Below are 25360 nucleotides of genomic sequence, written 5' to 3'. Positions count from 1 at the left end.
GCGGGGGGTGTTTTTTTTTTTATTCACCCCCCCGCGTTTTGGGGGGGGGGGGGGGGGGGGGGGGGCGGCCCCCCCCCCCCCCCCCGGGGGGGGGGGGGGGCCGGGGCCCCCCCCCCCGCGGCCGGTGAGGTGTCGGGTGTGGTGGAGGCGAGGGCGGTCAGCTGTCCTTGAGGACGCCGGCCGCGCGGGCCTCGGTGAGCCACTCCGGGAACTCGACCATCATCTGCTGGTAGAGCTCGTCGTGGGAGAGGCCGCGCGGGTCGCGGCCGGCGTGGAAGAAGCCGGCGTTGTCGACGGCGCGCTTCTCCGGGACGGCCAGGTCGTCGAGCTTGCGGAGGAAGTCGAAGCCCTTGGCGTCCGGGTCACCGAAGCCGATGAACTGCCAGAAGATCGGGAGCCCGGCCGCCTCGCAGAGCGCCTTCTCGGCGGCCGGCTTGGAGGTCGGGGCGCCGTCCGTCTGGAAGATGACGAAGGCCGGGGTGGTGGCGCCGGACTTCTTGTAGTGGTCGACGACCGCGTTGATGGCCCAGTGGTAGTTCGTACGGCCCATGTGGCCCAGACCGGCGTGCAGTTCCTCGATGCGGCCCTCGTAGTTGGTGAGGTCGAGGTCGGCGGTGCCGTCGATGTCGGTGGAGAAGAAGACCACCGGCACGGTGGCGTCGTCGTCGAGGTGCGCGGAGAGGCCGAGGGCCTGCTCGGCGAGGTTCTGGACGGTGCCGTCCTTGTAGTAGGGACGCATCGAGCCGGAGCGGTCCAGCACCAGGTAGACGGCGGCGCGCTGAGTGGCGAGGCCGTGCTTCTCCAGGGTGCTGCCCGCGGCCTTGTAGAGGCTGACGAGGGCGGGCGCGGTAGTGGGGAGCGAGGCAGCGGCGGCGGAAACGGTGCGGGCCTCGGCCTCGGCCTCGGCCTCGACCTCGGGCTGGTCGGCGGGGGGCTGGTCGGCCTTCGGCTCGGCCTCCTGGGGAGCCTCCGTCTTGGGCGCTGCCGCCGCCGGCTCGTCCTCGGGCAGGTCCGTGGCCTGCGGCTCGTCCTTCGGCGCGGCCTCCGGCTTCGCCTCGGCCTCCGGCTTCGGCTCGGCTTCCGGCTTCGGCTCGGCCTCCGGCTTCGCCTCGGCTTCCGGCTTCGGCTCGGCCTCCCGCTTCACCTCGGCCGCGGGCTTCGCCTCGGCCGCCGACTGCTGCACGGGTTCCGGCGTGACCGCCGCCTGCTGCTCCGGCTCCGCCGCCACCTCGGGCTCCGGCTCGACGGCGTCGGCCGCTGCCTCGGCCTCGGCCGCCTTCGCCTCGGGCTCTGCGACAACCTCCGCCTTCGGCTCGGCCTTCGGCTCGGCCTTTGTCTCAGCGGCCTCGGCCACCGGCTCGGTGCCGGCCGCCGCCGTGCCCGGGTTGTCGAAGGCCCGGCTCACGAGATCGGCACCGGCCTCATCCTCGGCCGGTACGGCCGCCGCGGTGGCGTCGCCGGCCGCCGGCTCCTCCCGCCCCGCGGAGCTCTCCGCCGCCCGCTCCGCACGCTCCGCGCGGCCGCCCTGGGCGGGCAGCGTCGGGGTCGTCGGGGGCGTCGGTGCCGGGTCCGTGACGGGGGCCTCCGTGGGGGCCGTCCGGGCGGCCGGGACCTCGGCTTCCGGGGTGGCGGGGGCCGGTGTGGACTCCTCGCGGGCCTCCGGGATGGTCGCGGACTCCGGCTTGTCGGCGCCGCTCGGGGCCGCGCCGGTTTCTTCACGGGTCGCCTTGGAGCGACCGAAAGCGTTGCGCAGCAGACTCCGAATGCCCATCGGCGAACCTCTCTTGCGGGTGCTGGGTGCGGCGTATGTCCGTGACGCACGGACATGTCCCTGACCAGGACGGATACGTAAGGGTAGCGGCCGGGACCGGCCTCATCGTGGGACCCCGCGCCTTGTAGTGGTGGGCCATCCGGGGGCTGTGACGGGCCGGCGGGTTTCGACCGGGCGCCGGAGTTCCGCCGCGGGGACATCGGTCCTGCGTACGAGGTTGATCAACAGTGGGCGCACCGCCACGGCGCACGGCCCCGTACCGAATTTTCGATACCGGACTGAATCCTTCCCGCGCTCCGGGCCACCGTTGTTTGCGTCGTTTTGCCCTTACCGGAACCGGGATTGACTCCTCGTACGGCGCCGCGCGGGCCTGCCGTCCCCCCGGATTCACCACCTGTTCATGTTTGCGTCGTCATGTGGCGGATCGGCCCCTTTAGCGTCACGGCGAACCATGACCGCGAACCGGACGACGGCGCCCGCATCCTTACGGCTGCGCCGCACACCGTTCGACCTCGCTCCACTCCGCTAAAGAGGGGGAAATGTGCGCAAGTTCCTGCCGTTGATCGGCTCGCATCCTGGTGGGCGTTCGGCCATGACGTGCCGCTACCGCTGTGGTGACGCCTGCTTCCACGAGACGCCGAACACGAGCGACAACGCCTACGTCGGTGACGTCATCGCCGGTGCGCTGTCCCGCCGTTCGATGGTGCGGGCCGCCGCGGTCGTGACGGTGGCGGCGGCGGCCGGCGGCGTGGTGGGCGGTGTGGGGGCGCCGCCGGCCGTCGCGGCGCCGGGACCCGGTCCGGAGTCCCGGGGCGGCAAGGGCCACAAGGCGGCGCGCGGGCTGCGGTTCGCCACCGTGGCGCCGAACAAGACCGATGCGGTGGTCGTCCCCGAGGGGCACGCGCAGAACATCGTCATTCGGTGGGGCGACCCGATTCTGCGCGGGGCGCCGGCCTTCGACCCGGACCGGCAGTCGGCGAAGGCGCAGGCGGGGCAGTTCGGTTACAACAACGACTACATGGCCGTGCTGGACGTGCCCGGCGAGCGGCACCGGCAGCTGATGGTGATCAACCACGAGTACACCGACGAGCAGCTGATGTTCGCCGGGTACGACGCGGAGGCGCCGACCCGGGAGCAGGCCGAGATCGGCTGGGCGGCGCACGGGCTGTCCGTACTGGTCGTCCAGGAGGAGCGGCACAGCGGGCGGCTGACGGCGGTGTCCCGGCACCGGCTCAACCGGCGGATCACCGGCACCACGCCCTTCGAGGTCACCGGCCCCGCGGCCGGCAGCGACCTGCTGAAGACGTCCGCCGACCCCAAGGGGACGCGCATTCTGGGCACGCTCAACAACTGCGGCGGCGGCATCACGCCCTGGGGGACGGTGCTCTCCGGCGAGGAGAATTTCAACCAGTATTTCGCCAACGGGGGCGAGGTCACCGATCCGACGGCGGCCGCCCGCCTCAAGCGGTACGGCATTACCGGCGGGGCGAGCCAGCGTAAGTGGGAGCGTTTCGACAAGCGCTTCGATGTGGCGCGGGAGCCGAATGAGCCGCACCGTTTCGGCTGGGTGGTGGAAATCGACCCGCACGATCCCGAGTCGACACCGCGGAAGCTGACGGCGCTGGGGCGGTTCAAGCACGAGGCGGCCGAACCGCGGCTGACGGCGGACGGCCGGCCCGTTCTCTACATGGGCGATGACGAGAAGTTCGATTACTTCTACAAGTTCGTCTCCGCCCGGCGGATGAAGCGGGGAACGTCACGGGCCGCGCGGGAGCACAACCGGACGCTGCTGGACGAGGGGACGCTCTATGTCGCCAAGTTCACCGGGGACAGCCCGGCGGGGGAGATCGACGGCTCGGGCAAGCTGCCGAAGGACGGCGAGTTCGACGGGTCGGGGGAGTGGATTCCGCTGGCGAGCGGCGACACCTCGCATGTGCCGGGAATGACGGCGGAAGAGGTCTATGTCTTCACCCGGATGGCCGCCGACAAGGTGGGCGCCACGAAGATGGACCGGCCGGAGGATGTCGAGCCCAGCCCGCGGACCGGGCGGGTCTATATCGCCCTGACCAATAACAGCGACCGCGGAAAGACCGGCAAGGCTCCGGCGGACGAGGCCAATCCGCGCAAGGAGAACAAGCACGGGCAGATCCTGGAACTCAGCGAGCGGTGGGACGACCCGGCGGCGGACCGTTTCGACTGGCGGCTGTTCCTGGTGTGCGGTGACCCGGAGGACCCGGCCACCTATTTCGGCGGATTCCCCAAGGACCAGGTCAGCCCGATTTCCTGCCCGGACAACATCACCTTTGATGTGCACGGAAATCTCTGGATATCGACCGATGGAAATGCGCTGGGCAGCCATGACGGGCTCTTCGGTGTGGCGACCGCGGGAGAACGTCGGGGTGAGGTCCGGCAGTTCCTGACGGTGCCCACGGGAGCCGAGACCTGCGGGCCGGTCGTACAGGAGCGGCGGGTGATGGTCGCCGTGCAGCATCCGGGTGAGGTGGACGGGGCCAGTGTGGAGCGGCCCGCCTCGCAATGGCCGGACGGGGAAGGGGAGTTGGTCCGCCCCTCCGTGGTGAGCGTGTGGCGGAAGGACGGGCGGGACATCGGCGTGTGAGGCAAGGACAGGCGCCCATGGGGGCGGGGACCGCTCCCCGTCCCCATGGGCGCTGTCCCGTCCCGCGGCCCCACGCCCGTTCCGCGACGCGCCCCGGCGGCTCCTCCCGCCCCGCCACATCACGCCGCGGAAACGATGTGGCAAGAGCAGGGTAAGAAGTGTGTCGCTCAGGTATCCGATGCGCAGGTGTGCCCGTCTTCTCCGGTGACCATTGTCCGGAGCCGTCCGTTGTGCCTAAGGCGGCCGGTTAAGAAGGCAAGAACCCTTCCGAGGGTGACGGGAGATGTGGGCGCATGGGGCTGACCAGTCAGTCGCTCGAATACACGGTGATCGTGCTGGCGGTGCTCTGCGTCGCCGCCACGGTCTGGCTCTGGCCCCGGCTGGCGCGGCGCGGCGTGGCGGCCGTCCTCGGCCGGCTGGGCGCGATCGTGGTCACCCAGGTGTCGATCGTGTGTGCGCTCGCCCTCGCCGTGAACACGAACTACGAGTTCTACGGCAACTGGGACGAACTGCTGGGCAACACCGACGAGGCGCCGGCATCCCTGAGCCAGGGCGGCGGGCAGTTCACCTCGGTAGGCAACCTCAAGGGCGGACTGGTCCAGCCGGCCGGTCCGCAGGGGCTCGACCGGGTGACCGGACTGCCCAAGGGGCCCGCCGACCGGGTGGGCAAGGTCGAGTCGGTGAAGATCATCGGCCGCCGCAGCCGGGCCATCAACCCGGGCTTCGTCTATCTCCCGCCGCAGTACTTCCAGCAGCAGTTCCGCCGCCAGCGGTTCCCCGTCATGGTCGTCATCAGCGGCTATCCCGGCGGGATCATGAACCTCGCACAGCACCTCCAGGTGCCGCAGAACGCCGGCCGGCTGATCGCGCAGGGCAAGATGCAGCCGACGGTGATCGTGATGGTCCGGCCGACGATCGCCCCGCCGCGCGACACCGAGTGTGTGGATGTGCCGGGCGGGCCGCAGGCCGAGACGTTCTTCACCAAGGACCTGCCGGACGCCATGAAGTCGGCCTACCGGGTGGGCCGTGACCCCAGCGCCTGGGGCGCGTTCGGCTACTCGTCCGGCGGTACCTGCTCGTTGCAGCTGGCGATGCGCAACCCGAAGGTCTACACCTCGGCGGTCTCGCTCTCCGGTGACTACGCGATCAAGGACGACCTGACCACCGGCAGCCTCTTCGGCCCCGGCCCGGAGGGCGCCAAGCGTGAGCGCGAGCACGATCTGCTGTGGCGGCTGAAGAACCTCCCCGCGCCGCAGATCTCCGCGCTGGTCGCCAGCAGCCGTAAGGGCGAGGCAGATTACGGCGACACCATGAAGTTCCTGCGGGCGGCCAAGTCGCCGATGACGACCGAGTCGATCATCCTGCCGCAGGGCAGCCACCAGTTCACGACCTGGCGGCGGGAGGTCGCACCGGCCCTTCAGTGGCAGAGCCAGCAGCTGACGTTCCCCCAGGACACCGAGGCGATCCCGCAGCGCAAGCCGGGCGTGGGCAAGGGCGGCGCCCCGGGGCAGCGGGCCACGCCGTCCGCGGCACCGTCGGCGTCCGACGACGACAAGGGCCGTCGGCGGGTGGAGGCGGAGCGCCCCCAGGGGTGAGCCGCGAGTGAGCTGAACAGGGGCGCCGGAGCTGTCCGGCGCCCCTGTCGCATGTGCGGGGCAGACGGCTGACGGCGGGCGCGGAGTGGACCGTTCCGCATGATCCGGGGTGCCTCGGGTAACCGGAATTTCCTCGGACGCACGGTCCGTCACGCACACCGGGGAGTTCTCATGGCGCGTACGCGAGAGGGCGAGGAGGCGGCCTGGTCACCGGTGCCCGCACGAGCCCCGCTGGCCGTCCGGATCCTGCTGCTGGTGCTGGCGTTCGCCGCGATGGTGGCGTTCGCGGCGGCGCTGGCGCGGGTCACGCTGACCCCGTCGGCGGCGTCGGTGCCGCTGACCCACCCCAACCTCCGCCCCGGCGACTCCATCCGGGGCTACCTGGCGCAGCCGCACCTGGCCGACACCGTCAAACAGCTCGGCGGCAATGTCGTGCTGGGCCTGCCGTTCGGGGTGCTGCTGCCGGTGCTGGAGCCGCGGGCCCGCGGGCTGCTGCGGGTGGGGGCGGCGACCGCGCTGGTAATGCTGCTGGTGGAGCTGGTGCAGGGGGCGCTGATCACCGGCCGGGCGTTCGACATCGACGATGTGCTGCTCAACTGCGCCGGTGCGCTGCTCGGCTATCTGCTGCTGGGACGGTGGCTGGGCCGGGCCGTGCATCCGCGGCGCCGGCACTGGTGGCACCGGATCGGCGGCAAGGGGGCGGCGGGGCCGGTCAAGGCTTCCGGGACCGGGCCGGGGTGACGCAGGGCCAGGTCGGCACCGGCGGTGGCGCGCGCCCCGTGCCGCGCGCCCGGCCGCGCTACGGGCGGTAGACCATGCCCGGCTCGGGCTTCGCCGGGGAGAGCAGCCGGGAGACCGTGACGATCGTGTAGCCGCGCTTCTTCAGCTCCTTGAGGATGCCGGGGACGGCCGGCACGGTCCCCCGGTAGATGTCGTGCAGCAGGATGATGCCGTCGCGCTCGGTCTGTTCGAGCACCCGCTTGGTGATCAGGGCCGAGTCGTTGGTCTGGTAGTCCTTGGCGGTCACGCTCCACAGGACCTGGGCCAGGCCGAGGTCCTTGCTGATTTTGGAGACCGTCTCGTCGGTCCTCCCCTGCGGCGGGCGCATCAGCCGGGGCGTCTTGCCGGTGATCTTGCGGACCGCGTCCTGGAGGCGGGACATCTCGCGCCTGGCCGAGGCGGCCGGGATGTCGGTCAGGATCTGGTGCGACCAGGTGTGGTTGGCCGGCTCATGGCCCTCGGCGTCGATCCGCTTCACCTCGGCGGGGCGCTTTTCGACGTGGTTCTTGCCCAGCATGAAGAAGGTCGCGTGGACCTTCTCCTTCTTGAGGATGTCCAGCAGGCGGTTGGTGTGTTCGCCGGGGCCCGCGTCGAAGGTGAGCGCGACGCACTTGGCCTTCCGGCAGTCGACGGCGTCACCGGCCGCGCCCCGCGGGGCCTTGCCGTCCTCGGCCGCGGCGTCCTTCGCCTTGACGGCGGCCGCGGGTGCGTCGGCGCGGGCGTCGGCCGGGGCGGTGACGTCGTAGGTGGCGCAGCCGCTGAGGGCCAGGACCAGGGACGTGGCCGTCAGCAGCCCGGCGATGAGGGTGCGGCGGGCCGCGGATATCGACGTCGGCATACGGGTCTCTCTTCGGGTGCGATAACTGCGACAGCGAGCCCGTGACCTGCGCTTTCGGGCATGACGAAGGTGACGCTTACGGGGGCGTGGCCCCGCCGCGCCGACCCTCGGGGACAGCTGTCGTAAGGACCCTGGGGACTATACATAGGCAGTACACACTGCATGTATACGTGGGGTGTGTACAGGGAGGGAGTGCGGGGAGGGAGGCGCGGACGGCGGGGTGGCGGGAGGGGGCGGGACGCACGGCGGTGGAGGCCGGACGCGGCCACCCCGATCGGACGCGTCCGCCGCGACACCCCGCCCCCGCCGCGGTGGACTCATACCGTGACCGCACCGCCGCCGGACGACTGCCTGGCGCACAACGACTGGATCTGCGGCGACTACCTGAGCACCCGTCGGCAGATCCTCCTCGACGCGCTCCTCCAGCACCTCCAGCTGACGGTGTTCTCGGTGGCGCTCGGGCTGGTGATCGCGGTCCCGCTGGCGCTGCTGGCCCGGCGCAGACGCTGGACGGTCGGACCGGTGCTCGGCATCACCACGGTCCTCTACACGATTCCGTCCCTGGCCATGTTCTCGCTGCTGCTGCCGGTCTACGGGCTGTCCGCCACCCTCGTGGTGGTCGGCCTCGCGCTGTACTCCCTCACCCTGCTCGTACGGAACATCCTGGCGGGCCTGGACGGGGTGCCCGCCGAGGCCACCGAAGCCGCCCGGGGCATGGGGTACGGGCCGGTGCGCCAACTGCTGACCGTCGAGCTGCCGCTGGCCGTACCGGCGGCGATGGCCGGGCTGCGGATCGCCACGGTCTCGGCGGTCGCGCTCACCACCGTCGGCGCCATCGTCGGGTACGGCGGACTGGGCAACCTCATCTACGCCGGCATGAATGCGTTCTTCAAGGCGCAGGTGCTCACCGCGTCCGTGCTCTGCGTGCTCCTCGCGGTGGTCTTCGATCTGCTGCTGCTCGGCGTGGAACGGCTGCTCACCCCCTGGCGGCGGGCGAGCCGGCGGGCGGTGCGGTCCCGGGCCACCGCCGGACCGAAGCGCCTGGTCGCGGCCCTCGGGCGGCGGACATGAACACCGTCTCCGCGGTCTGGAGATGGCTGACCACCGCCGCCAACTGGTCCGGTGAGAACGGCGTCTGGCACCGCCTCGAACAGCACCTCCAGCTCACCTTCTCCTGTCTGGTCATCAGCGCCCTGATCGCGCTGCCGGTCGCGCTGACCCTCGGCCACCTGGGCCGCGGCGGGGCGCTGGCCGTCAACCTCGCCAACATCGGCCGCGCGGTGCCGACCTTCGCCGTCCTCGTCCTGCTGCTGCTCACCCCGATTGGACGGCACGGGCCGTGGCCGACCATCATCGCGCTGGTGTTGTTCGCCATTCCGCCGCTGCTGACCAATGCGTATGTCGGGATGCGTGAGGTGGACCAGAGCGTGGTGCGGGCCGCCCGGGGGATGGGGATGACCGGCACCCAGCTGGTGTGGCGGGTCGAGGTGCCGCTCGCCTTTCCGCTCGTCCTGACCGGTGTCCGGATCGCCGCGGTGCAGCTGGTGGCCACCGCCACGCTCGCCGCGCTGGTGGGCGGCGGCGGGCTCGGCCGGATCATCACCGCCGGGTTCAACCTGGCCAGCACCCCGCAGGTGGTCGCCGGAGCGGTGCTGGTCGCGGTGTTCGCGCTGCTGATGGAGGCCGCCTTCGAGCTGGCCCAGCGGTGGGCACCGGGGTGGGCCCGCGGACGGGCTCGATGAGGCCCGCTGTCGCCGCCGTGGCAGCCGTCGTCGGCCTCGGGCTCGCGGCCTGCACCAGCGGCCCCTCGCTGGAGACCCGCGCCGCGATCACCGCCTCCCCCGGCGACAGCCACGAACTGACCATCGGCTCGGCCGGCTTCACCGAGAGCGAGCTGCTGGCCCAGATGTACGCGGCGCTGCTCGACCACGCCGGGTACCGGACCCGTGTGGTGACCGTCGGCAACCGCGAGCTGTACGAACCCGCCCTGGAAGTGGGGCAGATCGACGTCGTACCCGAGTACGCCGCCACCTTCGCGGACTGGCTCAACGCCAAGAACAAGGGCTCCCAGGCGGCCCCGGTGGCCTCGCCCGCCATCGGTGCCACCATGGCCGCGCTGCGCCGGCTCGCCGGGCCGCGTGGTCTGACCGTGCTCCCGGCCGGCCGGGCCGTCGACCAGAACGCCTTCGCGGTGAGCGCCGGCTACGCCCGCAAGCACCACCTCAAGACCCTCAGCGATCTGGGCCGCGCCAAGCTTCCGGTGCGGCTGGCCGCGGGCGATGAGTGCGTCCAGCGGCCGTTCTGCGCGCCGGGGCTGAAGAAGCGCTACGGGATCAACATCACGGCCATCGACCCGAAGGGCGTCGGCACCACGCCCGCCAAACAGGCCGTGCAGAACGGGCAGGACCAGATGGTGCTCACCACCAGCACCGATGCCACCCTCGACCGGTTCGGCCTGGTGCTGCTCACCGACGACAAGAAGCTTCAGAACGCCGATTACGTCATCCCCGTCGTCAACCGCGCCCGTGCGGGCGGCGCCGGGCCGGCCGCCGCGCTCAACCGCCTCAACAAGGTGCTGACCACTGCCGATCTGGCGTATCTCAACGAGCAGGTGGACAGCTGGCGGCGGCTGCCGGCGGATGTGGCGCGCAACTACCTGAAGTCCAAAGGGCTGTTGCCCAAGGGCTGATGCCTCGCGGGCGGCGTGGGCCGTGCCCGTGACCGTGACCGTGACGCGAGCGGTGGCAGGGCCCGTGTTTCACGTGAAACGCCGCGCGGCGCGGCAGGCCGGGCGTTTCACGTGAAACGCCCCTCCCGGCGCTCTCACTCCGTGGGCACCGAGTCCACCTCGGCCCGCTCCCGCGGTACCCCCTGCTCGTCCGAACCGATGGTGCGGCGCAATGCCTCATGGAGCTTGGTCGGGGTGAGGACGCCCAGGAACCGGGGGCCGTCCAGGACCGCGATCCAGCCGGCGTCATGCTTGAGCATCTCGCTGAAGGCCGCCTTGAGGGTGCCGGTCACCGGTACCCATGCCTCCATCCGGCGGGCGTGACCGGCGACCGTGCCCTCCCCGCCGGCCAGTTCCTCGGTGCCCACCCAGCCGTGCAGTGCGCCGTCCTCGTCGAGCACCACCGCCCAGCGGGCGCCCTCGGTCCGCAGCAGTGCCCTGGCCTCCGCGGCGGGTTCGCCGAGCCGGACGAACGGCGGGCGTTCGAGGTCACCACGGTCGATACCGGTGACCGAGAGCTGCTTCAACGCACGGTCGGTACCGACGAATTCGGCGACATAGGGGGTCGCGGGGGCGCCGAGGACGCTCGCTGGGGTGTCGTACTGCTCGATCCGGCCGGCTCCGTAGACCGCGATCCGGTCGCCGAGCCGGATGGCCTCCTCGATGTCATGGGTGACCAGCAGCACCGTCTTGTGCAGCTCGGCCTGAAGCCGCAGGAACTCCTTCTGTAGCCGGTCGCGGACGACCGGGTCGACCGCGCCGAACGGCTCGTCCATCAACAGCACGGGCGGGTCGGCGGCGAGCGCACGGGCCACCCCGACCCGCTGCCGCTGGCCGCCGGAGAGCTGCTCGGGGTAGCGCGGGCCGTAGACGGCCGGGTCCAGGCCGACCAGATCCAGGAGTTCGGCGGCTCGCGCGCGGGCCTTGGCCTTCTTCCAGCCGGTCAGAAAGGGCACGGTCGCGGTGTTGTCGAGGACGGTGCGGTGCGGGAAGAGCCCGGTCTGCTGGATGACATAGCCGATCCCGCGGCGCAGGGTGACCGGGTCGACGCCGGCGATGTCCGCGCCGTCGACGTAGATCCGCCCGTGCGTGGGGTCGATGAGCCGGTTGACCATCATCATGGTCGTCGTCTTGCCGCAGCCCGAGGGCCCGACCAGCGTCACCAACTCCCCCTCGCCGACCTCGAAGGAGAGGCCGTCGACGGCGGTGGTCCCGTCGGGGTAGCGCTTGGTGACGGAGTCGAACCGGATCATCGCCCCATTGAATCCCGCGGCCCGCGACCGGACCCGTCATGCGGGCAATCGGGTGGGTGCGCCCGGCTCCCGGCGCTCTGCGCCCAGCCCTCAGCCCCCTGCCCCCGGCTCCGGAGTGACGAACCCTCAGACGGTCTCCCGCCGGGCGCCTGGCTCCGGCTCGCCGCCCGCCCCCGGCCCGTCGGCCCCCGGCCCTTCCGTCCCCGCCCCTTCCGCCCCCGGCCCGTCGGCCATCCGGAACCCGCCGGCCGGCACCGCCTCGATCACCGGCGGCTCGCCGAGCTTGGCCCGCAGTGCGCCGAGGGTGACGCGTACGGCGTTGCCGCCGTAGCTGGTGTGTTCCTCCCACACCTCCTCGATCAGCTCGTCGCCGCTGACCACCGCGCCCTGCGCGCGCAGCAGCACTTCGAGCACCCCGAACTCGGTACGCGACAGCGCCAGCGGGCGGCCGTCGCGGGCGGCGAGTCCGCGCGCGGTGTCGACGGTGACGCCGGCCCGCTCGATGAGCTGCGGCTCCGCGCGGCGGGCGGGCCGGCCCAGCGCGACGACCCGGGCGAGCAAGTCCTCGGGGGCGAAGGGCTTGGCCAGCCAGTCGTCCGCGGCCGGCGCCGGGTCCGCCGCCCGGTCGTCGTCCGGGCCGGCCGCGGTGAGCAACAGCACCCGGGTCGGCAGCCGCTCCGCCACCACGTACCGGCGGAGGGTGGCACCGTGCGGTGCGGGCAGCTCGTGGTCCAGGACGAGCACGTCGTACCCGCCGAGCCGCAGTCCGGCCAGTGCCGCGCGGCCGTCGTGGGCGATGTCCACCACGATCGCCGCGCGGCGCAGCTCCGCGGCGATCATGTCCGCGAGGCACTCCTCGTCCTCCACCACCAGAACGCGCATGGCGTCATGTGTACCCGAGGCGGAGCCGTTGGCGAGCCGAACGCCGTGCGCCGCGACGCCGGGACCGGGGAATTCACCAGGCTGGCGCCGAACGGCACCCGGCAAGCGCCCCTGCACCGCACCGCTGACGGGGACCGCCGACCGGGCCGCAGCGGCCCGTGCGACCGCGTCCCGGCGAACCTGGGCCGGACAGCCCCGGGGCGCGGGGCCGTACGAGTTGCTTCCGCCGCACCGCCTCTCCTCCTGCCGCCTCCGGCCCGGCCGGCGTGCTTACGATCCACTTCGGCCACCGGTCGGAAGGTGGAAGGGAGCGCCACGATGAGAGCCGTAGCAGTCAGCGCATTCGGTGAACAGCCGCAGCTCATGGAGCTGCCGCAGCCCGAACCAGGGCCCGGGGAGGTCCTGGTGCGGCTGGCCGCCGCCGGACTCAACCCCGTCGACTGGAAGCTCGCCGACGGGATGTTCGGCGATGCCGTGCCGGCCGCGTTCCCCCTCGTCCTGGGGTCGGACGGGGCGGGCGAGGTGCTCGCCATCGGCAGCGGGGTGCGGCGGTTCACCATCGGTGACGCGGTGTTCGGCCAGTTCCAGCGGCCGGAGCAGGGCGGTGGGTCGTACTGCGAGCTCGCCGTCGCCGACGAGGACCGCATCGCGCACGCCGCCCGCAGCGTCACCTACGCCACCTCCGCGGCCGTGCCGACGGCCGGTATGACGGCGTACAACCTGGTCGAGGAGACCCGGATCACCGAGGGCAGAAGGGTGCTGATTGTCGGCGCGACCGGCGGCGTCGGCACCTTCGTCACCCAGCTCGCGGCCGGCCGCGGCGCCGAGGTGATCGCCACCGCCCGCCCCGCCAAGGCGGAGCTGATGCGCACGCTGGGCGCCGCCGAGACCGTCGACCACACCGCGGGCCCGATCGCCGACCAGGTCCTCGCGATCCATCCGGACGGTGTCGATGTGCTGATCGACATGATCAGCGGCCCCACCGAGTTCGCCGGACTGACCCGGACCGTGCGCGACGGGGGCACCGCCGTCTCGCTGATCGGCTCGGCCGACGCGGACGAGCTCACCGAGCACAACCTCCGCGGCTTCAACTTCGTCAACCGCCCCTCCCCGCAGCTGCTGGAGATCCTCGCCGGCCAGGTCGACGCGGGCCGTCTGACGGTCCTCGTGGGCCGTGAGGTCTCCCTGGAGGAGGCGCCGGACGCCCTGGCGACCAGCCGCACCGGCCGGGCGCAGGGGAAGACGGTCCTGGCGATCTGAGCGGCGGTCAGCAGCCGGCGCCGGTGCGCGCCGCGGACCGGCGGGCCCGCAGCGCCCGGACCGCCGGGGGTCCCGCCGCGGCCAGCGCGGCGGTCAGCGTCCCCGCGCCGATGACCAGCCAGACCCCGGTGCGCAGCGGTCCGGTGAGCGCGTCGGCGTAGGCTCCCGCGGCCGGCCGGGAGACCATGGCGGGCAGCGCGTCCAGGGTGCGGCTGCGGACCAGCGCCAGCGCCGCGGCCAGCAGCCCGGCGGCGGCCGCACAGCCCAGCCCGGCCCAGACCAGCGCCTGCCGCCGGCGCCGTGCCAGCAGCAGCCCGCCGGTCAGACACAGCGCCGCGGCCGGCGGCAGCAGCAGCGCCCCGGTGCGGACGACCTCGTAGACGGCCCGGATCCGGGGCACGTCCGGGGCCTTCAGCAGCACGATCTCCACCCCGGCCCGCGGCACCCGCCGGAGGAGGTCGAGCCCCATGCCGTTGCGGGACAGCTGACGCTTGACGCGTTCCACGACCGGGGTGAGGTCCAGCGTGACCGGGGACCGGCCGGAGGCGGCCAGCCGGCCGTCCAGCGTCCGGTGGGCGGTCCGGTGCACCCCGTTCCACATCGCGCGAAAGCCGTGGCCGGTGACGACCTCCCGCACCTGCTTCTCCACGAACTGGCGGATCCCGCGGGTGAAGTGCCGGCGCACCGCGGGACGCTCGGCGCGCGGTACGGCCTTCAGCAGCCCGTCGAGCCGGACATGCGCCATCACGCCGTCCGTCACATCGTCGACGACCGCCTCCTGGACGGCGGCGTTCCCGGCCAGCGGCGCCACCGCCGCCACATAGCCGTCGGTCTCGGTCAGCTCGGCCCGGGCCCAGATCGCGGCCAGGCTCAACGGCAGCAGCAACGCCCCCACCAGCAGCAACACCCCGCCGGCCAGCGCCCGCCCGAGCCGTCGCGGCCGGTGCTGCGACCGCGGTGTCATCCGCCCGCCCGCGCGTACGGGTGCGCTCGCTGACATCGCGTCCGGTCCTTCCTGTCCTTCCTGCACGGCGGACCGGGCGCGTTCCACGGACCGGCCGGGCCGGCGGAGCACCGCAGGACGCGCGCCACGGCCATCTCCCAGGCAAGTGGGAACCTCCGCCGCCCGCGACCGGGGCCGGTGCCAATGGGTGACCGCCCGCGCGGCCCCGCCCCGGCCGCCCCGCGGCTCCCGCCCCGGCCCGCCCGCGCGGCCCCCGCCTCAGCCCGCCCGCGCGACGCGCCGCCGCCGGACCGCCCGCACCACCCCCGGCCCGAGCAGCGCGGTGGCCCCGGCGCCCACCGCCCACCCCCGCCAGCTGCCGCCCTCGCTCTCCGGGGTGCTCTCCGGCAGGTCGTCCACATCGCCCGAGCAGGCCGTGGGGGCGAAGGACTCGCCGACGTAGACACAGACCGTGGCGGCCGGGCGCCGGGTGCCGGGCGCGGCGGAGGCGGCGAGGCCGTCGCGGCCGCCGAGCACGGCCGTGGCGGTGAAGACCTGGATGTCGTGCGCGGGCAGATCGGAGCGCCAGATCACCTTCTGCTCGCCCACGCCGTGCCCTTCGACCCGTCCGCGGGGCGCGGTCGCCGAGGTCGTGGTGGCCGGCATCCGCTGCTCGATCCGGGCGTCGCGCACCTCCGAGGCGCCCAGGTTGTGCACGGTGATGCGGTAGTCGAGCCGTTTGCCGGACTCGGTGTCGTCGCCGTCGGTCACCGTCACCGTGACCGAGACGGCGGGCGGGGCCTTCGCGGCGGACGCGGCGGCGGACGGTGCGTGGAGCGTGGCGGCGCACAGCAGCGCGCAGACAGCGGCGGTTCTCATGCCGTCATCCGAGCATCGCGGCCGCCGCGACCGGTGGCAGGCGGCCCGCTCCCGGGCCGGGGTTCACCCGAGTGACGGGGACGCGGGAGCGGCGCGCCCACGGCCCGGGGCCCACGCCGGACCGCCACGGCCCGCCGGACATCCGCGCCCGGCGGCCCGCCCGCTCAGTGCCGGTGCGGCCCCGGCCGGTGCACCGGACCGTGTGCGTCCTCGCAGTGGCCGGCCGGCCGCTCCGGGCCGGGACCGGGCCGCGGGCTCAGCGTCAGCAGCTCATCGGGCGCGCCCTGTTCGCCGACATGGTCGACCTGGAGGGTGGCGTGGGTGATGCCGTACTCCCCGCTCAGCAGCTCCTGAAGGCTGCGGCGGACCTTGTGGCAGTCGCCGCCCGGCGCCACCAGGATGTGCGCGGACAGCGCCGGATGCCCGGAGGTGATCTGCCAGATGTGCAGGTCATGCACCTCGACGACCTCGTCCGCGGCCACCAGATGGTCGCCCAGTGCGTCCGGGTCGATCCCGGCCGGCGCGGCCTCCATGAAGATCCGGCCGGACTCCCGCACCAGCCCCGTGCCGGCCCGCAGCATCAGCGCGACGACCACGAGCGTGGCGATCGCGTCGGCCCGCTCGAAGCCCGTCGTCAGCACCACCAGTCCGGCGACGGCGGTGGCGGCGAACCCGAACAGGTCGGTGAGGATGTGCTGATAGGCGCCCTCGACGTTCAGGCTGGAGCGGTTCGCCTTGGACAGCAGCCAGGTGCAGATCAGATTGACCACGATGCCGGACAGCGCGGTCACCAGCACCAGCCCGCCGCCCACCTTCGGCGGCGAGATCAGCCGCTCGACGGCCTCGTACGCCAGCCAGGCCGACAGCAGCAGCAGGGTGATGCCGTTGGCCTGCGCGGAGAGGATCTCGGCGCGCTTGAGCCCGTAGGTGAAGCCACCGCGGGCCGGCCGGGCGGCCAGCCGCATCGCGATCAGCGCCAGCACGATCGAGACCGCGTCGGTGAGCATATGGGCGGCGTCCGAGATCAGCGCCAGGGACTGCGCCACCACACCGATGACGACCTCGACCGCCATGTACGCGGTGAGCAGGATCAGCGCGGCCCGCAGCCAGCGCCGGTCCGCGTCCGGTGAGACACCGTGCGCATGGCTGTGGCCGTGCCCGTGGCTATGGGCGTGCTCGGTCATCGGCGCGCTCCTTCCTGGCTCCTCGCTGCGAAGCAAACCGCACTTCTGCGAAAGATCCAAAGGCTGCACCGGTGACCGTTGTCATTACCGTCGAACGGACGATCGTGCCTGGTCAGAGCGGTGCGGCGGAGGGCGGGAGCGGAAGCGGGAAACGGAGTTCGGCCATCCGCTCCCGGCTGGCGCGGTGCGCCGCCGCGGCCCCTCCCGCCGGGTAGCATCCGGCGCCATGAGCAACGCTACGGGGGAGACCCGGCGGCCCGCACCCGGCGCCGGACAGCTGCTGGCGCCGCTCGGCCTGCTGGCCGCCGTCGCCATCCTGTCCACCCACCACGACGGCCTCACGTTCTGGCTGGGCGCCCTGCTCGGCACCGTCGCCGTCCTCGGCTACCTGGCCTGCTTCGACTCCCCGCGCGGCATCTGGCAGTGGCTGCCGGCGCTGGTGGGCTTCTGCGCGGCGTTCCTGTTCGCGGGCCAGTTCCTGATCGCCCTGCTGGCGTGAGGGCGGGGGGCCTCCCCGCGGGACGGCGCGAGACGACCGGTCAGTAAAGTTCGGCTCCCGTCCCCCGGACCGGTCCCCGTCCCCTCCCGACCTCTGAGGTATCCGGCAGTGAGCCCCGCACCACCCGCCCCGGCCGCTCCTGAACCCCTGTCCGTCGTCGGCATCGGGGCCGACGGCTGGGACGGACTGCCGCCCGCCTCCCGGCAGGCCCTGAGCGCCGCCGAGGTGCTGATCGGCGGCGCCCGCCAGCTCGCGCTGCTGCCCGCGGAGTGCACCGGCGAGCGCGTCCGGTGGCCGTCGCCGCTGCGCCCCGCCGTCCCCGGCCTGCTCGCCGCGTACGCCGGGCGCCGGGTGTGCGTGCTGGCCAGCGGCGACCCGATGTTCTACGGCATCGGGCGGACGCTGACCGAGGTGCTCCAGGAGCAGGCGGCCAGCGGCGCGGGAGCGGCGGCGGGCGGTCCCCCGGCCCCCGGGCTGCGCATCCTCCCGCACCCCTCCTCCGTCTCCCACGCCTGCGCCCGCCTGGGCTGGCCGCTGGAGGACACCGAGGTCGTCACGCTGGTCGGGCGGCCCGCCGAGAATCTGCTGCGCGCGCTGTACGACGGCCGCCGGGTGCTGGTGCTGTCCGCCGGCGCCCGGACCCCCGCCGAGGTCGCGGCCCTGCTGCGCGCCCATGGCTTCGGCCCGACCCGGATACGTGTACTGGAGCAGCTCGGCGGCCCACGGGAAAAGACGGCCGAGGGCACCGCCGAGGACTGGGACCTGCCGCCCGGCGATCCGCTCAACGTCCTCGCCCTCGACTGCCGCCGCGCACCCGGCACCCCGCCGCTCTCCGCCGTCCCCGGTCTCCCCGACGCCGCCTACGAGCACGACGGCCAGCTCACCAAGCGCCATGTCCGCGCCACCACCCTCGCCGCCTTGGCGCCCGCCCCCGGTGAGCTCCTCTGGGACGTCGGCGGCGGCTCCGGTTCCATCGCCATCGAGTGGCTGCGGGCGCACCGCGGCTGCCGCGCCGTCAGCGTCGAACGCGACCCCGTACGGGCCGAGCGGATCGGCCGGAACGCGCGCACGCTCGGCGTCCCCGGGCTGCGCGTGGTCACCGGCCCCGCGCCCGCCGCGCTGGACGGTCTGCCGACGCCGGACGCGGTCTTCATCGGCGGCGGGCTGACCGCCCCCGGCCTGCTGGCCGCGTGCTGGGCGGCGCTGCCCACGGGCGGCCGGCTGGTGGCGAACACCGTGACGCTGGAGTCCGAGGCGCTGCTCGCCGACTGGTACCGGCGGCACGGCGGCGAGCTGGTGCGGCTCGCGGTCGCGCACGCCGTGCCGGTCGGCGGCTTCACCGGCTGGCGGCAGGCGATGCCGGTCACCCAGTGGTCGGCCGTGAAGCCGCCGCCCGCCGCCCCGTCCCCGACCGCCGTCCCCCAGGAGACCGAGCAACCATGACCGTCCACTTCATCGGCGCGGGTCCCGGCGCCGCCGACCTGATCACCGTGCGCGGCGCCCGTACGCTCGCGTCCTGCGGGGTCTGTCTGTACGCCGGCAGCCTGGTGCCGCGGGAGCTGCTCGCCGAGTGCCCGCCCGGGGCCCGGCTCATCGACACCGCGCAGCTGGACCTCGACGCGATCACCGCCGAGATGGTGCGCGCCCATGAGGAGGGCCACGACGTGGCCCGGCTGCACTCCGGTGACCCGTCCGTCTTCAGCGCGGTGGCAGAGCAGATGCGCCGGCTGGACGCGGCCGGTGTGCCGTACGACGTGGTGCCGGGCGTCCCCGCGTTCGCCGCGGCGGCGGCCGCCCTCAAGCGCGAACTGACCGTCCCCACCGTCGGCCAGACCGTCATCCTCACCCGCGTCGCCCAGCGGGCCACCCCCATGCCGGAGGGCGAGGACCTCGCCACCCTCGGGCGCAGCGGTGCGCTGCTGGTGCTCCACCTGGCCGCCATGTACGTCGACCGGGTCGTCGCCGAACTCCTGCCGCACTACGGCGCCGACTGCCCCGCCGCGGTCGTCGCCATGGCCTCCCGCCCCGACGAACTCGTCCTGCGCGGCACCCTGGCCGATATCGCTGATCAGGTGAAGGCCGCGGGCGTGGTCCGTACGGCCGTCATCATGGTCGGCCGCACCCTGGGCGCCGAGCAGTTCCGCGACAGCCACCTCTACTCGGCGGACCGCGAGCGGCCGCACCTGCCGTGCGGGCCGTCTGACGCGGCATCGGTCACCCCTCCGGTCCCGCCGTCGGTCACGGAGACGCCGTAGCCGACGCGTACGGGCCGAGGCCCGCGCCGGGCGGACGTGCTTCCGCCCGGGACGCGGCCGGAAGTCCGCCCGCAACTCCGGCCGGACAGCGACGAACCCCGGAACTGGAGGTTCCGGGGTTCGTCGCTGTCAGCCTCAGCCGGCCTCGCTCAGAGGCTGGGGGTGATCCCCACCGTGGCGATACCGCCGATCTGGCCGAGGGGCGTGTTCGCCGCCAGGGACCCGCCGGCCTCGAGGCCATTGCCGATGCTCACGGCGGCACCGTGTCCGGCGACGTCGGCGCCGGCGGCGGCGGCGTTCCCACCGGCGATGGCGTCCAGCTCGGTGTCGGCGATCTCGCGGGTGTCGATCTCAGGGGTGAAGCCGTGACGCATGGCGTGCCCTTCCCTTCGGAGCTATGGGTTCTGAACTCACACGGGCCGAATTGCCGATAAAGCAAAATACGGCCGTAATGGGCCGCCTGGCGCCCGAATGTGACACCCGTAATGGCGGCCCGTGTGCTCGCAGAATGCAATCACGCTCAAGCGTCGCCCGGCAACTTGCAGTTCATTTTTCAACCTGTATGTAATTGAGCACCGCTATCGCCCTGACCTGCAAGTATGCCCATTTCTTGGTGGTGGGTAGACCGTGTGGCGGCTATCGTAAAACTGTCCCGGAAAAGTCCCGCATGCGCACCCGGCGGGCATATTTGCGGGTACTGTCCACCGAAACCGCGGCGAGTGGCATGGGGGACATGTCCGCCTTCCCGGTATTCCTCTCCATCGGGGGTGCTTGACACCGGCCGAAGTGCGGCGAAATGTGGAACACAACCGCTCCGTGAAGCCGTCGCTCATGCCGGATCCGTATCCGCGGGGACCCCCGCCCGGTCCGCTGCCCCGATCACCGGCTGGCCCCTCGCCGGAGGTGCCACCGCCGGGAGGGGACACCACAGATCCGCGCCGGCGCGGCCGTCGTCAGGTGCTGCTGATCGTCGGTCTGGCCGCCTTCGCCCTGGCGATCGGGCTGTTCTTCCTGGGCCGACAGGCGCAGCAGGCCCAGCTGAAGGAGGAGGTCCGCCTCCAGCCGGCCGCCGCGGTGGCCCCCGACCCGTTCACCCCGTCCGTGGCCGGACCCGTCCCCGCGCTCCGGTCCGTCCCGTCGCCCCCGGACCCCTCCCCGGAATCCGGAAAGGTGCGGGTGGCCGGCCACTACGGCAGTGAACCCGGGCTGTTCGGCGGCACCGTGAAGGCGTCGGCCTGCGACGCGCGCCGCCTGGCGGACCTCCTGCTCCGGGACCCGCACAAGAGCCGGGCATGGGCCGCGACACTGGGCCTGACGTCCGCGGACCTCCGCGGCTATCTCGCGGGGCTCACCCCGGTCGTGGTGATCATGGACACCCGGGTCACCGACCACCACTACCGCAACGGCCGGGCGACGCCCGAGCAGGCGGTGCTGGAGGCGGGTACGGCCGTCCTGCTGGACCGGTACGGGGTGCCGCGGGTGCGCTGCGCCACCGGTGATCCACTGCGTCCGCCCGCCGCGGTCACCCGGAACGTGGCCTATACGGGCCAGAGCTGGCGCGGCTTCCGGGCCGACGGCACGGTCCGGGTGCTGCCCGCCCGCCGGCCGATGGGCGCCCTGGTGCTCACCGATGTCGCGACCGGCGGACGGTTCGTCCGGCCGGTGGGCGGCACCGGTGCCACGGACCGGAACGTGCCCGGTACGTACGGCAGTTCAGCGCCGCGCGGGACGGCCGCCGCCGACGGGCACAGCGTGGCCGGCCTGCCGCCGTCCGTGCGGGCGGGGGAGGCGGTGCGCGGCAACGGCCCGCTGAACGTGCTGCGGGGCGGGTGGCCCGAGAGTGAGGAGCCATCATGACGATTCCACCGGATACCGCGAATCTGACGCTGGAGCAGTTGCAGACCGCGCGGCTGGCGGCGGGGGACATGGCGCACCTGGGGTCGCAAGGGCTGGACACCCTGCACTCCAACCTCAGCAGTGCGTTGAACGCCGCCCGGAACACGATGGCAAGGGTCCACACGCTGTTGAACGCATTGGAGGTGCAGCTCGACGCGGCCCTGACCCCGGAGGCGCGCCGCGCGATCATTGCCCAGCAGGACGCGGCGAGGAGGCTTTTCTCGGACGCCAAGGCCGCGGTCGACAACATTCACAGCAGCCAGCAGGTGCTCCAGCAGGTGAGGCAGGCCGGGGCCGCAGCCGCGGAAGCGGTGACCGGGGAGGTCGTCCAGGCTCCGCTGTCGCTCGGGCAGCGCTTCTGGAACATGGTGCCCCAGTGGCTCCAGCGTCTCGGTCCGCCGGTGCGCGATGCGGCGGCGCAGGTGACCGAGAAGATCGTGCGCGGGGGCAAGCAGAGCCTGACGGCCCTCGGCAATCTCGCCGGGAGGGTCGCGGGCGGGGTGGTCCAGGCCGCCCGCGCGGTCGGCAACGGCGTCGTGAACGTGTGGAACGCGGTCTGGCCCACCGTCAGGGACAACGCACGCACGGTCCTGTCGGCGGTGGGAACCGTCGTCCGCGCGGCGAGATCGGGTGTCGGCACGCTGGTCACCACGGTCATCCGGGGCTCCCTCGGGGGCGTGCCGGGGATCGTCGTGGCCCTCGGGGCGCTCGCGCTGGTGGGGGCCGGCGCCTATGCGTGGAGCGCCTACAACACACCCGACCCGCCCAGGCCGCCGACCGTTCCCGGGCCGCAGGAACCGGGGCCCCACCAGCCGCCGCCCGAGGCCCCGCCACCGGAAGCGCCGCCTCCTGAGGCGCCCCCGCCGGAGGCCCCGCCACCGGAAGCACCGCCTCCTGAGGCGCCGCCGCCCGAGACGCCCCCACCGGAAGCACCGCCCCCTGAGGCACCCCCGCCCGAGGCCCCGCCACCGGAAGCGCCGCCTCCTGAGGCGCCGCCGCCCGAGGCGCCCCCACCGGAAGCGCCGCCACCCGTGGAGCCCCCGCATCCGGTCGAGCCGCAGCACCCTGAGCCCCCGCCCGAGGCACCCCCGCCGCACCCGGCTCCCTGAGTGCTGTCCCGGCAGCCGGCCGGGCACCGCGCACCTCGGCCGCGGGACACCGACGGAGGGAATGCAGCACGCCGTCCGGACGTCCCCGCCCCCTCCGGGCCCGTCCGGATGGCTCCGCGACCGCATCAGGGTGAATACCCGTTATCCCGCCACCGGGGGCCGGTAAGGAAGCAGCGACACCCAAGGGGGGCCGAAGCAAAGGAGTACGCCACGATGCGTACCAGACTGGCCGCCGGCGTCGTCGGCGCCGCAGCCCTGCTGACGCTCCTCGGCGGCAACGTCGCCGCGGCCGACGGCAAGGACCATGTCGCGCAGGCGAAGGACACCCCCGGGCAGGCGCACGACAGCTCGCCGTGGATGCACGACACCCCGGTCCGGATGAACGACCGGCCGGGCCGGCTGCACGACCGCCGCGAAGGGCGCCACGACCGCCAGGGCCGCTACGAGCGCCCCGGACGGTTCCGCGACAACCCGCTGCGGCTGACCACCTGCGCCCTCGGCACCGCGCTGGGATCGCTCACCGGCAGCTCGGACGACTGCCTGGGCGGCCGCTTCGACCGCGGCTACCGCGACTGACGGCCCACGCCGACACGGGGAAGCCCGTCACCGCTGAGGGCTTCCCTGCCGGGCCTCCCCCGGACCCCGCGGCTCCGCCCGACCCACCACCATCCCCGCCCGGTCGATACAGATGACATCGACCGCGACCGGCGCGCCCCGCAGCACGGCCAGCGCCTCGTCCCGCGCCGTCGCCGCCACCAGATCCCCCAGCGGCACCCCCGCCGCGGTGCACAACTGGAGTGCCGCCAGGCCCGTGTTGGCCTCCGCGACCGCCGCCGCCAGCGCCTCGTCCGCGCCACCCCGCCGCGCGAGCTCCGCCAGGAACCCCTTGTCCACCTGGGACCGCGCCGAGTGCAGATCCAGATGCCCCGCCGCGAGCTTGGACAGCTTGGCGAACCCGCCGCAGATGGTGAGCCGCTCCACGGGATGCCGCCGGACGTACTTCAGCACCGCCCCCGCGAAGTCGCCCATGTCCAGCAGCGCGTCCTCGGGCAGATGGTGCAGCGCGACCGCCACCTTCTCCGACGTCGACCCCGTACACCCGGCCACATGCCGCCGGCCGGCCGCGCGCGCCACGTCCACCCCCCGCCGGATGGAGTCGATCCACGCCGAGCAGGAATACGGGACCACGATCCCGGTGGTCCCCAGGATCGACAGCCCGCCCAGAATCCCCAGCCGCGGATTCCAGGTGCTCCGGGCGATCTCCTCCCCGTGATCGACCGAGATCTCCACCTCGACGTCGGCCGTCGCGCCGGTACCGCCGTACCGCGCCGCAACCACTGCCAGATGCTCCCGCATCAGCTGCCGCGGCACGGGGTTGATCGCCGGCTCCCCCACCTCCAGCGGCAGCCCGGGCCGTGTCACCGTCCCGACCCCCGGCCCGGCCTTGAAGACGACCCCCGAGCCCGCGGGCAGCGCCCGCACGGTGGCCCGGACGAGCGCCCCGTGGGTGACGTCCGGATCGTCGCCCGCGTCCTTGACGACCCCCGCCATGGCCGTCGTCCGTCCCGGCGCCAGCTCCTCCACCGCCAGGGCGAAGGACGGCGTCTGCCCCTTCGGCAGCGTGATCGTCACCGGATCGGGGAACTCGCCGGTCAGCAGCGCCGTGTACGCGGCCGTGCTCGCCGCCGTCGCACAGGCACCGGTCGTCCAGCCGGGCCGCAGCCCGGTGTGCGCGAGCTGCGCACTACGCCCGCCCGCGGCCTTGCCCGTACCCTGCGGCCCCGTACCCTGCGGTTGCGCTTCAGCCACGGAGGAACCCACATCCCATGCCCGACGCAGCCCGCCCGCCACGCCATGTACTGATCCTCGGCGGTACGACGGAGGCCCGCCGCCTGGCCGCCGCCCTGGTGCGGGGCGCCGCCGGGTCGCCGGAGCCCGTTGGGGTGCCGGAGCCCGCCGAGGGGGTGGAGCCCGTTGGGGTGCCGGAGCCCGCTGAAGGGGCCGAGCCCGTCCGGTCGCCGGAGCCCGTCCCGTCGCTGGGCGTCCCGTCGCCGGAGCCCGCCCAGTCGCCGGAGCCGGCCCTGCGCGTGACGACCTCGCTCGCCGGCCGGGTCGCCGCGCCACGGCTGCCCGACGGGGAGGTGCGCATCGGCGGGTTCGGCGGCCCCGAGGGCCTCGCCCGCTGGTTGCGCGCGCACGCGGTGGACGCGCTCATCGACGCCACCCATCCTTTCGCCGACACGATCAGTCACAATGCGGCCCTGGCCGCCGCCACCGCCCATGTTCCCCTGCTCGCCCTCCGCCGGCCCGGCTGGGTGCCGGGACCCGGCGACGACTGGCACCAGGTCACCTCCCTGGACGAGGCCGCCGCCGCCCTCCCCGCCCTCGGCAGCCGCGTCTTCCTCACCACGGGCCGCATGGGCCTCGCCCACTTCGCTCACCTCACCGACCCCTGGTTCCTGGTCCGCTCCGTCGACGCCCCCGAGCCCCCGCACCCGCCCCGTATGGAGGTGCTGCTCGACCGGGGCCCCTTCACGGTGGAGGGTGAGCGCGCACTGCTCCGCGCCCACCGCATCGACGTCCTCGTGACGAAGGACAGCGGCGCCGCCGCGACCGCCGCCAAACTGACGGCGGCCCGGGAGGCCGGAATCCCGGTAGTGGTCGTACGACGCCCCCCGGTTCCCGACGGCGTACCGGTGGCGGCGAATCCGGCCGAAGCCGTGAACTGGCTCCGCGCCCGTTACCGCTCCGCTTTCAACGCGGCCGGTTCACACTGAGCCGATTGGCTTCCCGCACCCTTTCCACTAACTCTTCCCGCCGCTTTACGGATTCCGCCGGCTCATCCTCCGCCCCCGGGTCGTGGGCAACGCC

General features: G+C 73.5%; 23 protein-coding genes. 14 read left to right on the top strand and 9 right to left on the bottom strand.

Annotated features, from left to right (window positions below; all coding sequences use genetic code 11):
• Nucleotides 1-157: 157 nt before the first annotated feature.
• Nucleotides 158-1771, bottom strand: a complete 1614-nt coding sequence (locus ACFWJW_RS19060; RefSeq protein WP_387242277.1) for a VWA domain-containing protein — start codon at nucleotides 1769-1771, stop codon at nucleotides 158-160.
• A gap of 541 nt (nucleotides 1772-2312) precedes the next feature.
• On the opposite strand from ACFWJW_RS19060, the gene ACFWJW_RS19055 reads away from it, so the two are divergent.
• The 3 genes from ACFWJW_RS19055 to ACFWJW_RS19045 all read left to right on the top strand — a co-directional run bounded on the left by ACFWJW_RS19055 (nucleotide 2313) and on the right by ACFWJW_RS19045 (nucleotide 6724).
• Nucleotides 2313-4388: a PhoX family protein gene (locus ACFWJW_RS19055; protein WP_387242274.1), complete on the top strand. Its 2076-nt coding sequence runs from the start codon at nucleotides 2313-2315 to the stop codon at nucleotides 4386-4388.
• A gap of 293 nt (nucleotides 4389-4681) precedes the next feature.
• Entirely contained in the window at nucleotides 4682-5983 is a 1302-nt protein-coding gene (locus ACFWJW_RS19050; protein ID WP_387242272.1) for an alpha/beta hydrolase, read from the top strand.
• Between the two features lie 171 nt (nucleotides 5984-6154).
• Nucleotides 6155-6724 (top strand): VanZ family protein, encoded by a 570-nt coding sequence (locus ACFWJW_RS19045; protein ID WP_387242269.1) that lies wholly within the window; start codon nucleotides 6155-6157, stop codon nucleotides 6722-6724.
• Nucleotides 6725-6782: 58 nt separating this feature from the next.
• Here ACFWJW_RS19045 and ACFWJW_RS19040 read toward each other — a convergent pair whose 3' ends face one another.
• Entirely contained in the window at nucleotides 6783-7601 is an 819-nt protein-coding gene (locus ACFWJW_RS19040; RefSeq protein WP_387242266.1) for a polysaccharide deacetylase family protein, read from the bottom strand.
• A gap of 324 nt (nucleotides 7602-7925) precedes the next feature.
• Here ACFWJW_RS19040 and ACFWJW_RS19035 point away from each other — a divergent pair, with 324 nt between their 5' ends.
• The 3 genes from ACFWJW_RS19035 to ACFWJW_RS19025 are packed head-to-tail and all read left to right on the top strand — an operon-like array spanning nucleotide 7926 to nucleotide 10290.
• A complete protein-coding gene (locus ACFWJW_RS19035) occupies nucleotides 7926-8672 on the top strand; it encodes an ABC transporter permease (RefSeq protein ID WP_387242263.1) in 747 nt (248 codons plus the stop codon).
• Nucleotides 8669-9343: an ABC transporter permease gene (locus tag ACFWJW_RS19030; protein ID WP_387242260.1), complete on the top strand. Its 675-nt coding sequence runs from the start codon at nucleotides 8669-8671 to the stop codon at nucleotides 9341-9343. The genes ACFWJW_RS19035 and ACFWJW_RS19030 overlap by 4 nt, the downstream gene beginning before the upstream one ends.
• Nucleotides 9340-10290, top strand: a complete 951-nt coding sequence (locus ACFWJW_RS19025) for an ABC transporter substrate-binding protein (RefSeq protein WP_387242257.1) — start codon at nucleotides 9340-9342, stop codon at nucleotides 10288-10290. Before ACFWJW_RS19030 ends, ACFWJW_RS19025 begins: the two co-directional genes overlap by 4 nt.
• A 134-nt stretch (nucleotides 10291-10424) precedes the next feature.
• Here ACFWJW_RS19025 and ACFWJW_RS19020 read toward each other — a convergent pair whose 3' ends face one another.
• Together ACFWJW_RS19020 and ACFWJW_RS19015 are read right to left on the bottom strand one after the other, a co-directional pair.
• The gene (locus ACFWJW_RS19020) at nucleotides 10425-11582 is read right to left on the bottom strand and encodes an ATP-binding cassette domain-containing protein (protein WP_387242254.1); all 1158 of its coding nucleotides are present in this window, start codon (nucleotides 11580-11582) and stop codon (nucleotides 10425-10427) included.
• A gap of 126 nt (nucleotides 11583-11708) precedes the next feature.
• Nucleotides 11709-12464, bottom strand: coding sequence for a response regulator transcription factor (locus tag ACFWJW_RS19015; protein WP_387242251.1), 756 nt, complete (start codon nucleotides 12462-12464; stop codon nucleotides 11709-11711).
• Nucleotides 12465-12782: 318 nt separating this feature from the next.
• Between ACFWJW_RS19015 and ACFWJW_RS19010 the strand changes: the two genes are divergently transcribed.
• Nucleotides 12783-13724 carry an NADP-dependent oxidoreductase gene (locus ACFWJW_RS19010; RefSeq protein ID WP_387242248.1) on the top strand — a complete coding sequence of 314 codons (942 nt, stop codon included), beginning with the start codon at nucleotides 12783-12785 and terminating at the stop codon, nucleotides 13722-13724.
• 7 nt (nucleotides 13725-13731) lie between these two features.
• Here the strand turns inward: ACFWJW_RS19010 and ACFWJW_RS19005 are convergent, their stop codons facing one another.
• From ACFWJW_RS19005 to ACFWJW_RS18995, 3 genes are all read right to left on the bottom strand, one after another.
• Complete coding sequence (locus ACFWJW_RS19005) at nucleotides 13732-14724, bottom strand: hypothetical protein (protein ID WP_387242245.1); 993 nt, start codon at nucleotides 14722-14724, stop codon at nucleotides 13732-13734.
• A 222-nt stretch (nucleotides 14725-14946) separates the two neighbouring features.
• On the bottom strand, nucleotides 14947-15546 hold the full coding sequence (locus ACFWJW_RS19000) for a hypothetical protein (RefSeq protein ID WP_387242242.1): 600 nt from the start codon (nucleotides 15544-15546) through the stop codon (nucleotides 14947-14949).
• A 164-nt stretch (nucleotides 15547-15710) separates the two neighbouring features.
• Nucleotides 15711-16730, bottom strand: coding sequence for a cation diffusion facilitator family transporter (locus ACFWJW_RS18995; RefSeq protein ID WP_387242239.1), 1020 nt, complete (start codon nucleotides 16728-16730; stop codon nucleotides 15711-15713).
• 226 nt (nucleotides 16731-16956) lie between these two features.
• Between ACFWJW_RS18995 and ACFWJW_RS18990 the strand changes: the two genes are divergently transcribed.
• The 3 genes from ACFWJW_RS18990 (at nucleotide 16957) to cobM (ending at nucleotide 19484) form a co-directional block, all read left to right on the top strand.
• Nucleotides 16957-17229, top strand: coding sequence for a hypothetical protein (locus tag ACFWJW_RS18990; RefSeq protein WP_387242236.1), 273 nt, complete (start codon nucleotides 16957-16959; stop codon nucleotides 17227-17229).
• A gap of 108 nt (nucleotides 17230-17337) precedes the next feature.
• Nucleotides 17338-18672 (top strand): precorrin-6y C5,15-methyltransferase (decarboxylating) subunit CbiE, encoded by a 1335-nt coding sequence (gene cbiE, locus ACFWJW_RS18985; RefSeq protein WP_387242233.1) that lies wholly within the window; start codon nucleotides 17338-17340, stop codon nucleotides 18670-18672.
• Nucleotides 18669-19484 carry a precorrin-4 C(11)-methyltransferase gene (cobM, locus tag ACFWJW_RS18980; protein ID WP_387242230.1) on the top strand — a complete coding sequence of 272 codons (816 nt, stop codon included), beginning with the start codon at nucleotides 18669-18671 and terminating at the stop codon, nucleotides 19482-19484. Before cbiE ends, cobM begins: the two co-directional genes overlap by 4 nt.
• A 149-nt stretch (nucleotides 19485-19633) precedes the next feature.
• Here cobM and ACFWJW_RS18975 read toward each other — a convergent pair whose 3' ends face one another.
• Complete coding sequence (locus ACFWJW_RS18975; RefSeq protein ID WP_387242227.1) at nucleotides 19634-19858, bottom strand: hypothetical protein; 225 nt, start codon at nucleotides 19856-19858, stop codon at nucleotides 19634-19636.
• Between the two features lie 583 nt (nucleotides 19859-20441).
• On the opposite strand from ACFWJW_RS18975, the gene ACFWJW_RS18970 reads away from it, so the two are divergent.
• From ACFWJW_RS18970 to ACFWJW_RS18960, 3 genes are all read left to right on the top strand, one after another.
• Nucleotides 20442-21341, top strand: coding sequence for a DUF6777 domain-containing protein (locus ACFWJW_RS18970; protein ID WP_387242224.1), 900 nt, complete (start codon nucleotides 20442-20444; stop codon nucleotides 21339-21341).
• Nucleotides 21338-22489, top strand: a complete 1152-nt coding sequence (locus ACFWJW_RS18965; RefSeq protein WP_387242221.1) for a hypothetical protein — start codon at nucleotides 21338-21340, stop codon at nucleotides 22487-22489. The genes ACFWJW_RS18970 and ACFWJW_RS18965 overlap by 4 nt, the downstream gene beginning before the upstream one ends.
• 213 nt (nucleotides 22490-22702) lie before the next feature.
• Complete coding sequence (locus ACFWJW_RS18960; RefSeq protein WP_387242218.1) at nucleotides 22703-23065, top strand: hypothetical protein; 363 nt, start codon at nucleotides 22703-22705, stop codon at nucleotides 23063-23065.
• A gap of 27 nt (nucleotides 23066-23092) precedes the next feature.
• On the opposite strand, the gene ACFWJW_RS18955 is transcribed toward ACFWJW_RS18960, so the two are convergent.
• Nucleotides 23093-24298: a cobalt-precorrin-5B (C(1))-methyltransferase gene (locus ACFWJW_RS18955; protein ID WP_387242216.1), complete on the bottom strand. Its 1206-nt coding sequence runs from the start codon at nucleotides 24296-24298 to the stop codon at nucleotides 23093-23095.
• A gap of 17 nt (nucleotides 24299-24315) precedes the next feature.
• On the opposite strand from ACFWJW_RS18955, the gene ACFWJW_RS18950 reads away from it, so the two are divergent.
• Entirely contained in the window at nucleotides 24316-25266 is a 951-nt protein-coding gene (locus tag ACFWJW_RS18950; RefSeq protein ID WP_387242214.1) for a cobalt-precorrin-6A reductase, read from the top strand.
• Nucleotides 25267-25360: the final 94 nt, after the last annotated feature.

This window comes from Streptomyces sp. NPDC127097 (assembly GCF_042724075.1).
Classification (GTDB): domain Bacteria; phylum Actinomycetota; class Actinomycetes; order Streptomycetales; family Streptomycetaceae; genus Streptomyces.
The sequence above is the reverse complement of the archived record's forward strand: the minus strand, read 5'-3'. Positions and strand labels throughout refer to the sequence as shown.

Bases quoted from the DNA above. Each gene is read 5' to 3' on its own strand.
- ACFWJW_RS19060 (WP_387242277.1), bottom strand. From the start codon at position 1,771: ATGGGCATTCGGAGTCTGCTGCGCAACGCTTTCGGTCGCTCCAAGGCG.
- ACFWJW_RS19050 (WP_387242272.1), top strand. From the start codon at position 4,682: ATGGGGCTGACCAGTCAGTCGCTCGAATACACGGTGATCGTGCTGGCG.
- ACFWJW_RS19045 (WP_387242269.1), top strand. From the start codon at position 6,155: ATGGCGCGTACGCGAGAGGGCGAGGAGGCGGCCTGGTCACCGGTGCCC.
- ACFWJW_RS19040 (WP_387242266.1), bottom strand. From the start codon at position 7,601: ATGCCGACGTCGATATCCGCGGCCCGCCGCACCCTCATCGCCGGGCTG.
- ACFWJW_RS19030 (WP_387242260.1), top strand. From the start codon at position 8,669: ATGAACACCGTCTCCGCGGTCTGGAGATGGCTGACCACCGCCGCCAAC.
- ACFWJW_RS19025 (WP_387242257.1), top strand. From the start codon at position 9,340: ATGAGGCCCGCTGTCGCCGCCGTGGCAGCCGTCGTCGGCCTCGGGCTC.
- ACFWJW_RS19020 (WP_387242254.1), bottom strand. From the start codon at position 11,582: ATGATCCGGTTCGACTCCGTCACCAAGCGCTACCCCGACGGGACCACC.
- ACFWJW_RS19015 (WP_387242251.1), bottom strand. From the start codon at position 12,464: ATGCGCGTTCTGGTGGTGGAGGACGAGGAGTGCCTCGCGGACATGATC.
- ACFWJW_RS19010 (WP_387242248.1), top strand. From the start codon at position 12,783: ATGAGAGCCGTAGCAGTCAGCGCATTCGGTGAACAGCCGCAGCTCATG.
- ACFWJW_RS19005 (WP_387242245.1), bottom strand. From the start codon at position 14,724: ATGTCAGCGAGCGCACCCGTACGCGCGGGCGGGCGGATGACACCGCGG.
- ACFWJW_RS19000 (WP_387242242.1), bottom strand. From the start codon at position 15,546: ATGAGAACCGCCGCTGTCTGCGCGCTGCTGTGCGCCGCCACGCTCCAC.
- ACFWJW_RS18995 (WP_387242239.1), bottom strand. From the start codon at position 16,730: ATGACCGAGCACGCCCATAGCCACGGGCACGGCCACAGCCATGCGCAC.
- ACFWJW_RS18990 (WP_387242236.1), top strand. From the start codon at position 16,957: ATGAGCAACGCTACGGGGGAGACCCGGCGGCCCGCACCCGGCGCCGGA.
- cobM (WP_387242230.1), top strand. From the start codon at position 18,669: ATGACCGTCCACTTCATCGGCGCGGGTCCCGGCGCCGCCGACCTGATC.
- ACFWJW_RS18975 (WP_387242227.1), bottom strand. From the start codon at position 19,858: ATGCGTCACGGCTTCACCCCTGAGATCGACACCCGCGAGATCGCCGAC.
- ACFWJW_RS18965 (WP_387242221.1), top strand. From the start codon at position 21,338: ATGACGATTCCACCGGATACCGCGAATCTGACGCTGGAGCAGTTGCAG.
- ACFWJW_RS18960 (WP_387242218.1), top strand. From the start codon at position 22,703: ATGCGTACCAGACTGGCCGCCGGCGTCGTCGGCGCCGCAGCCCTGCTG.
- ACFWJW_RS18950 (WP_387242214.1), top strand. From the start codon at position 24,316: ATGCCCGACGCAGCCCGCCCGCCACGCCATGTACTGATCCTCGGCGGT.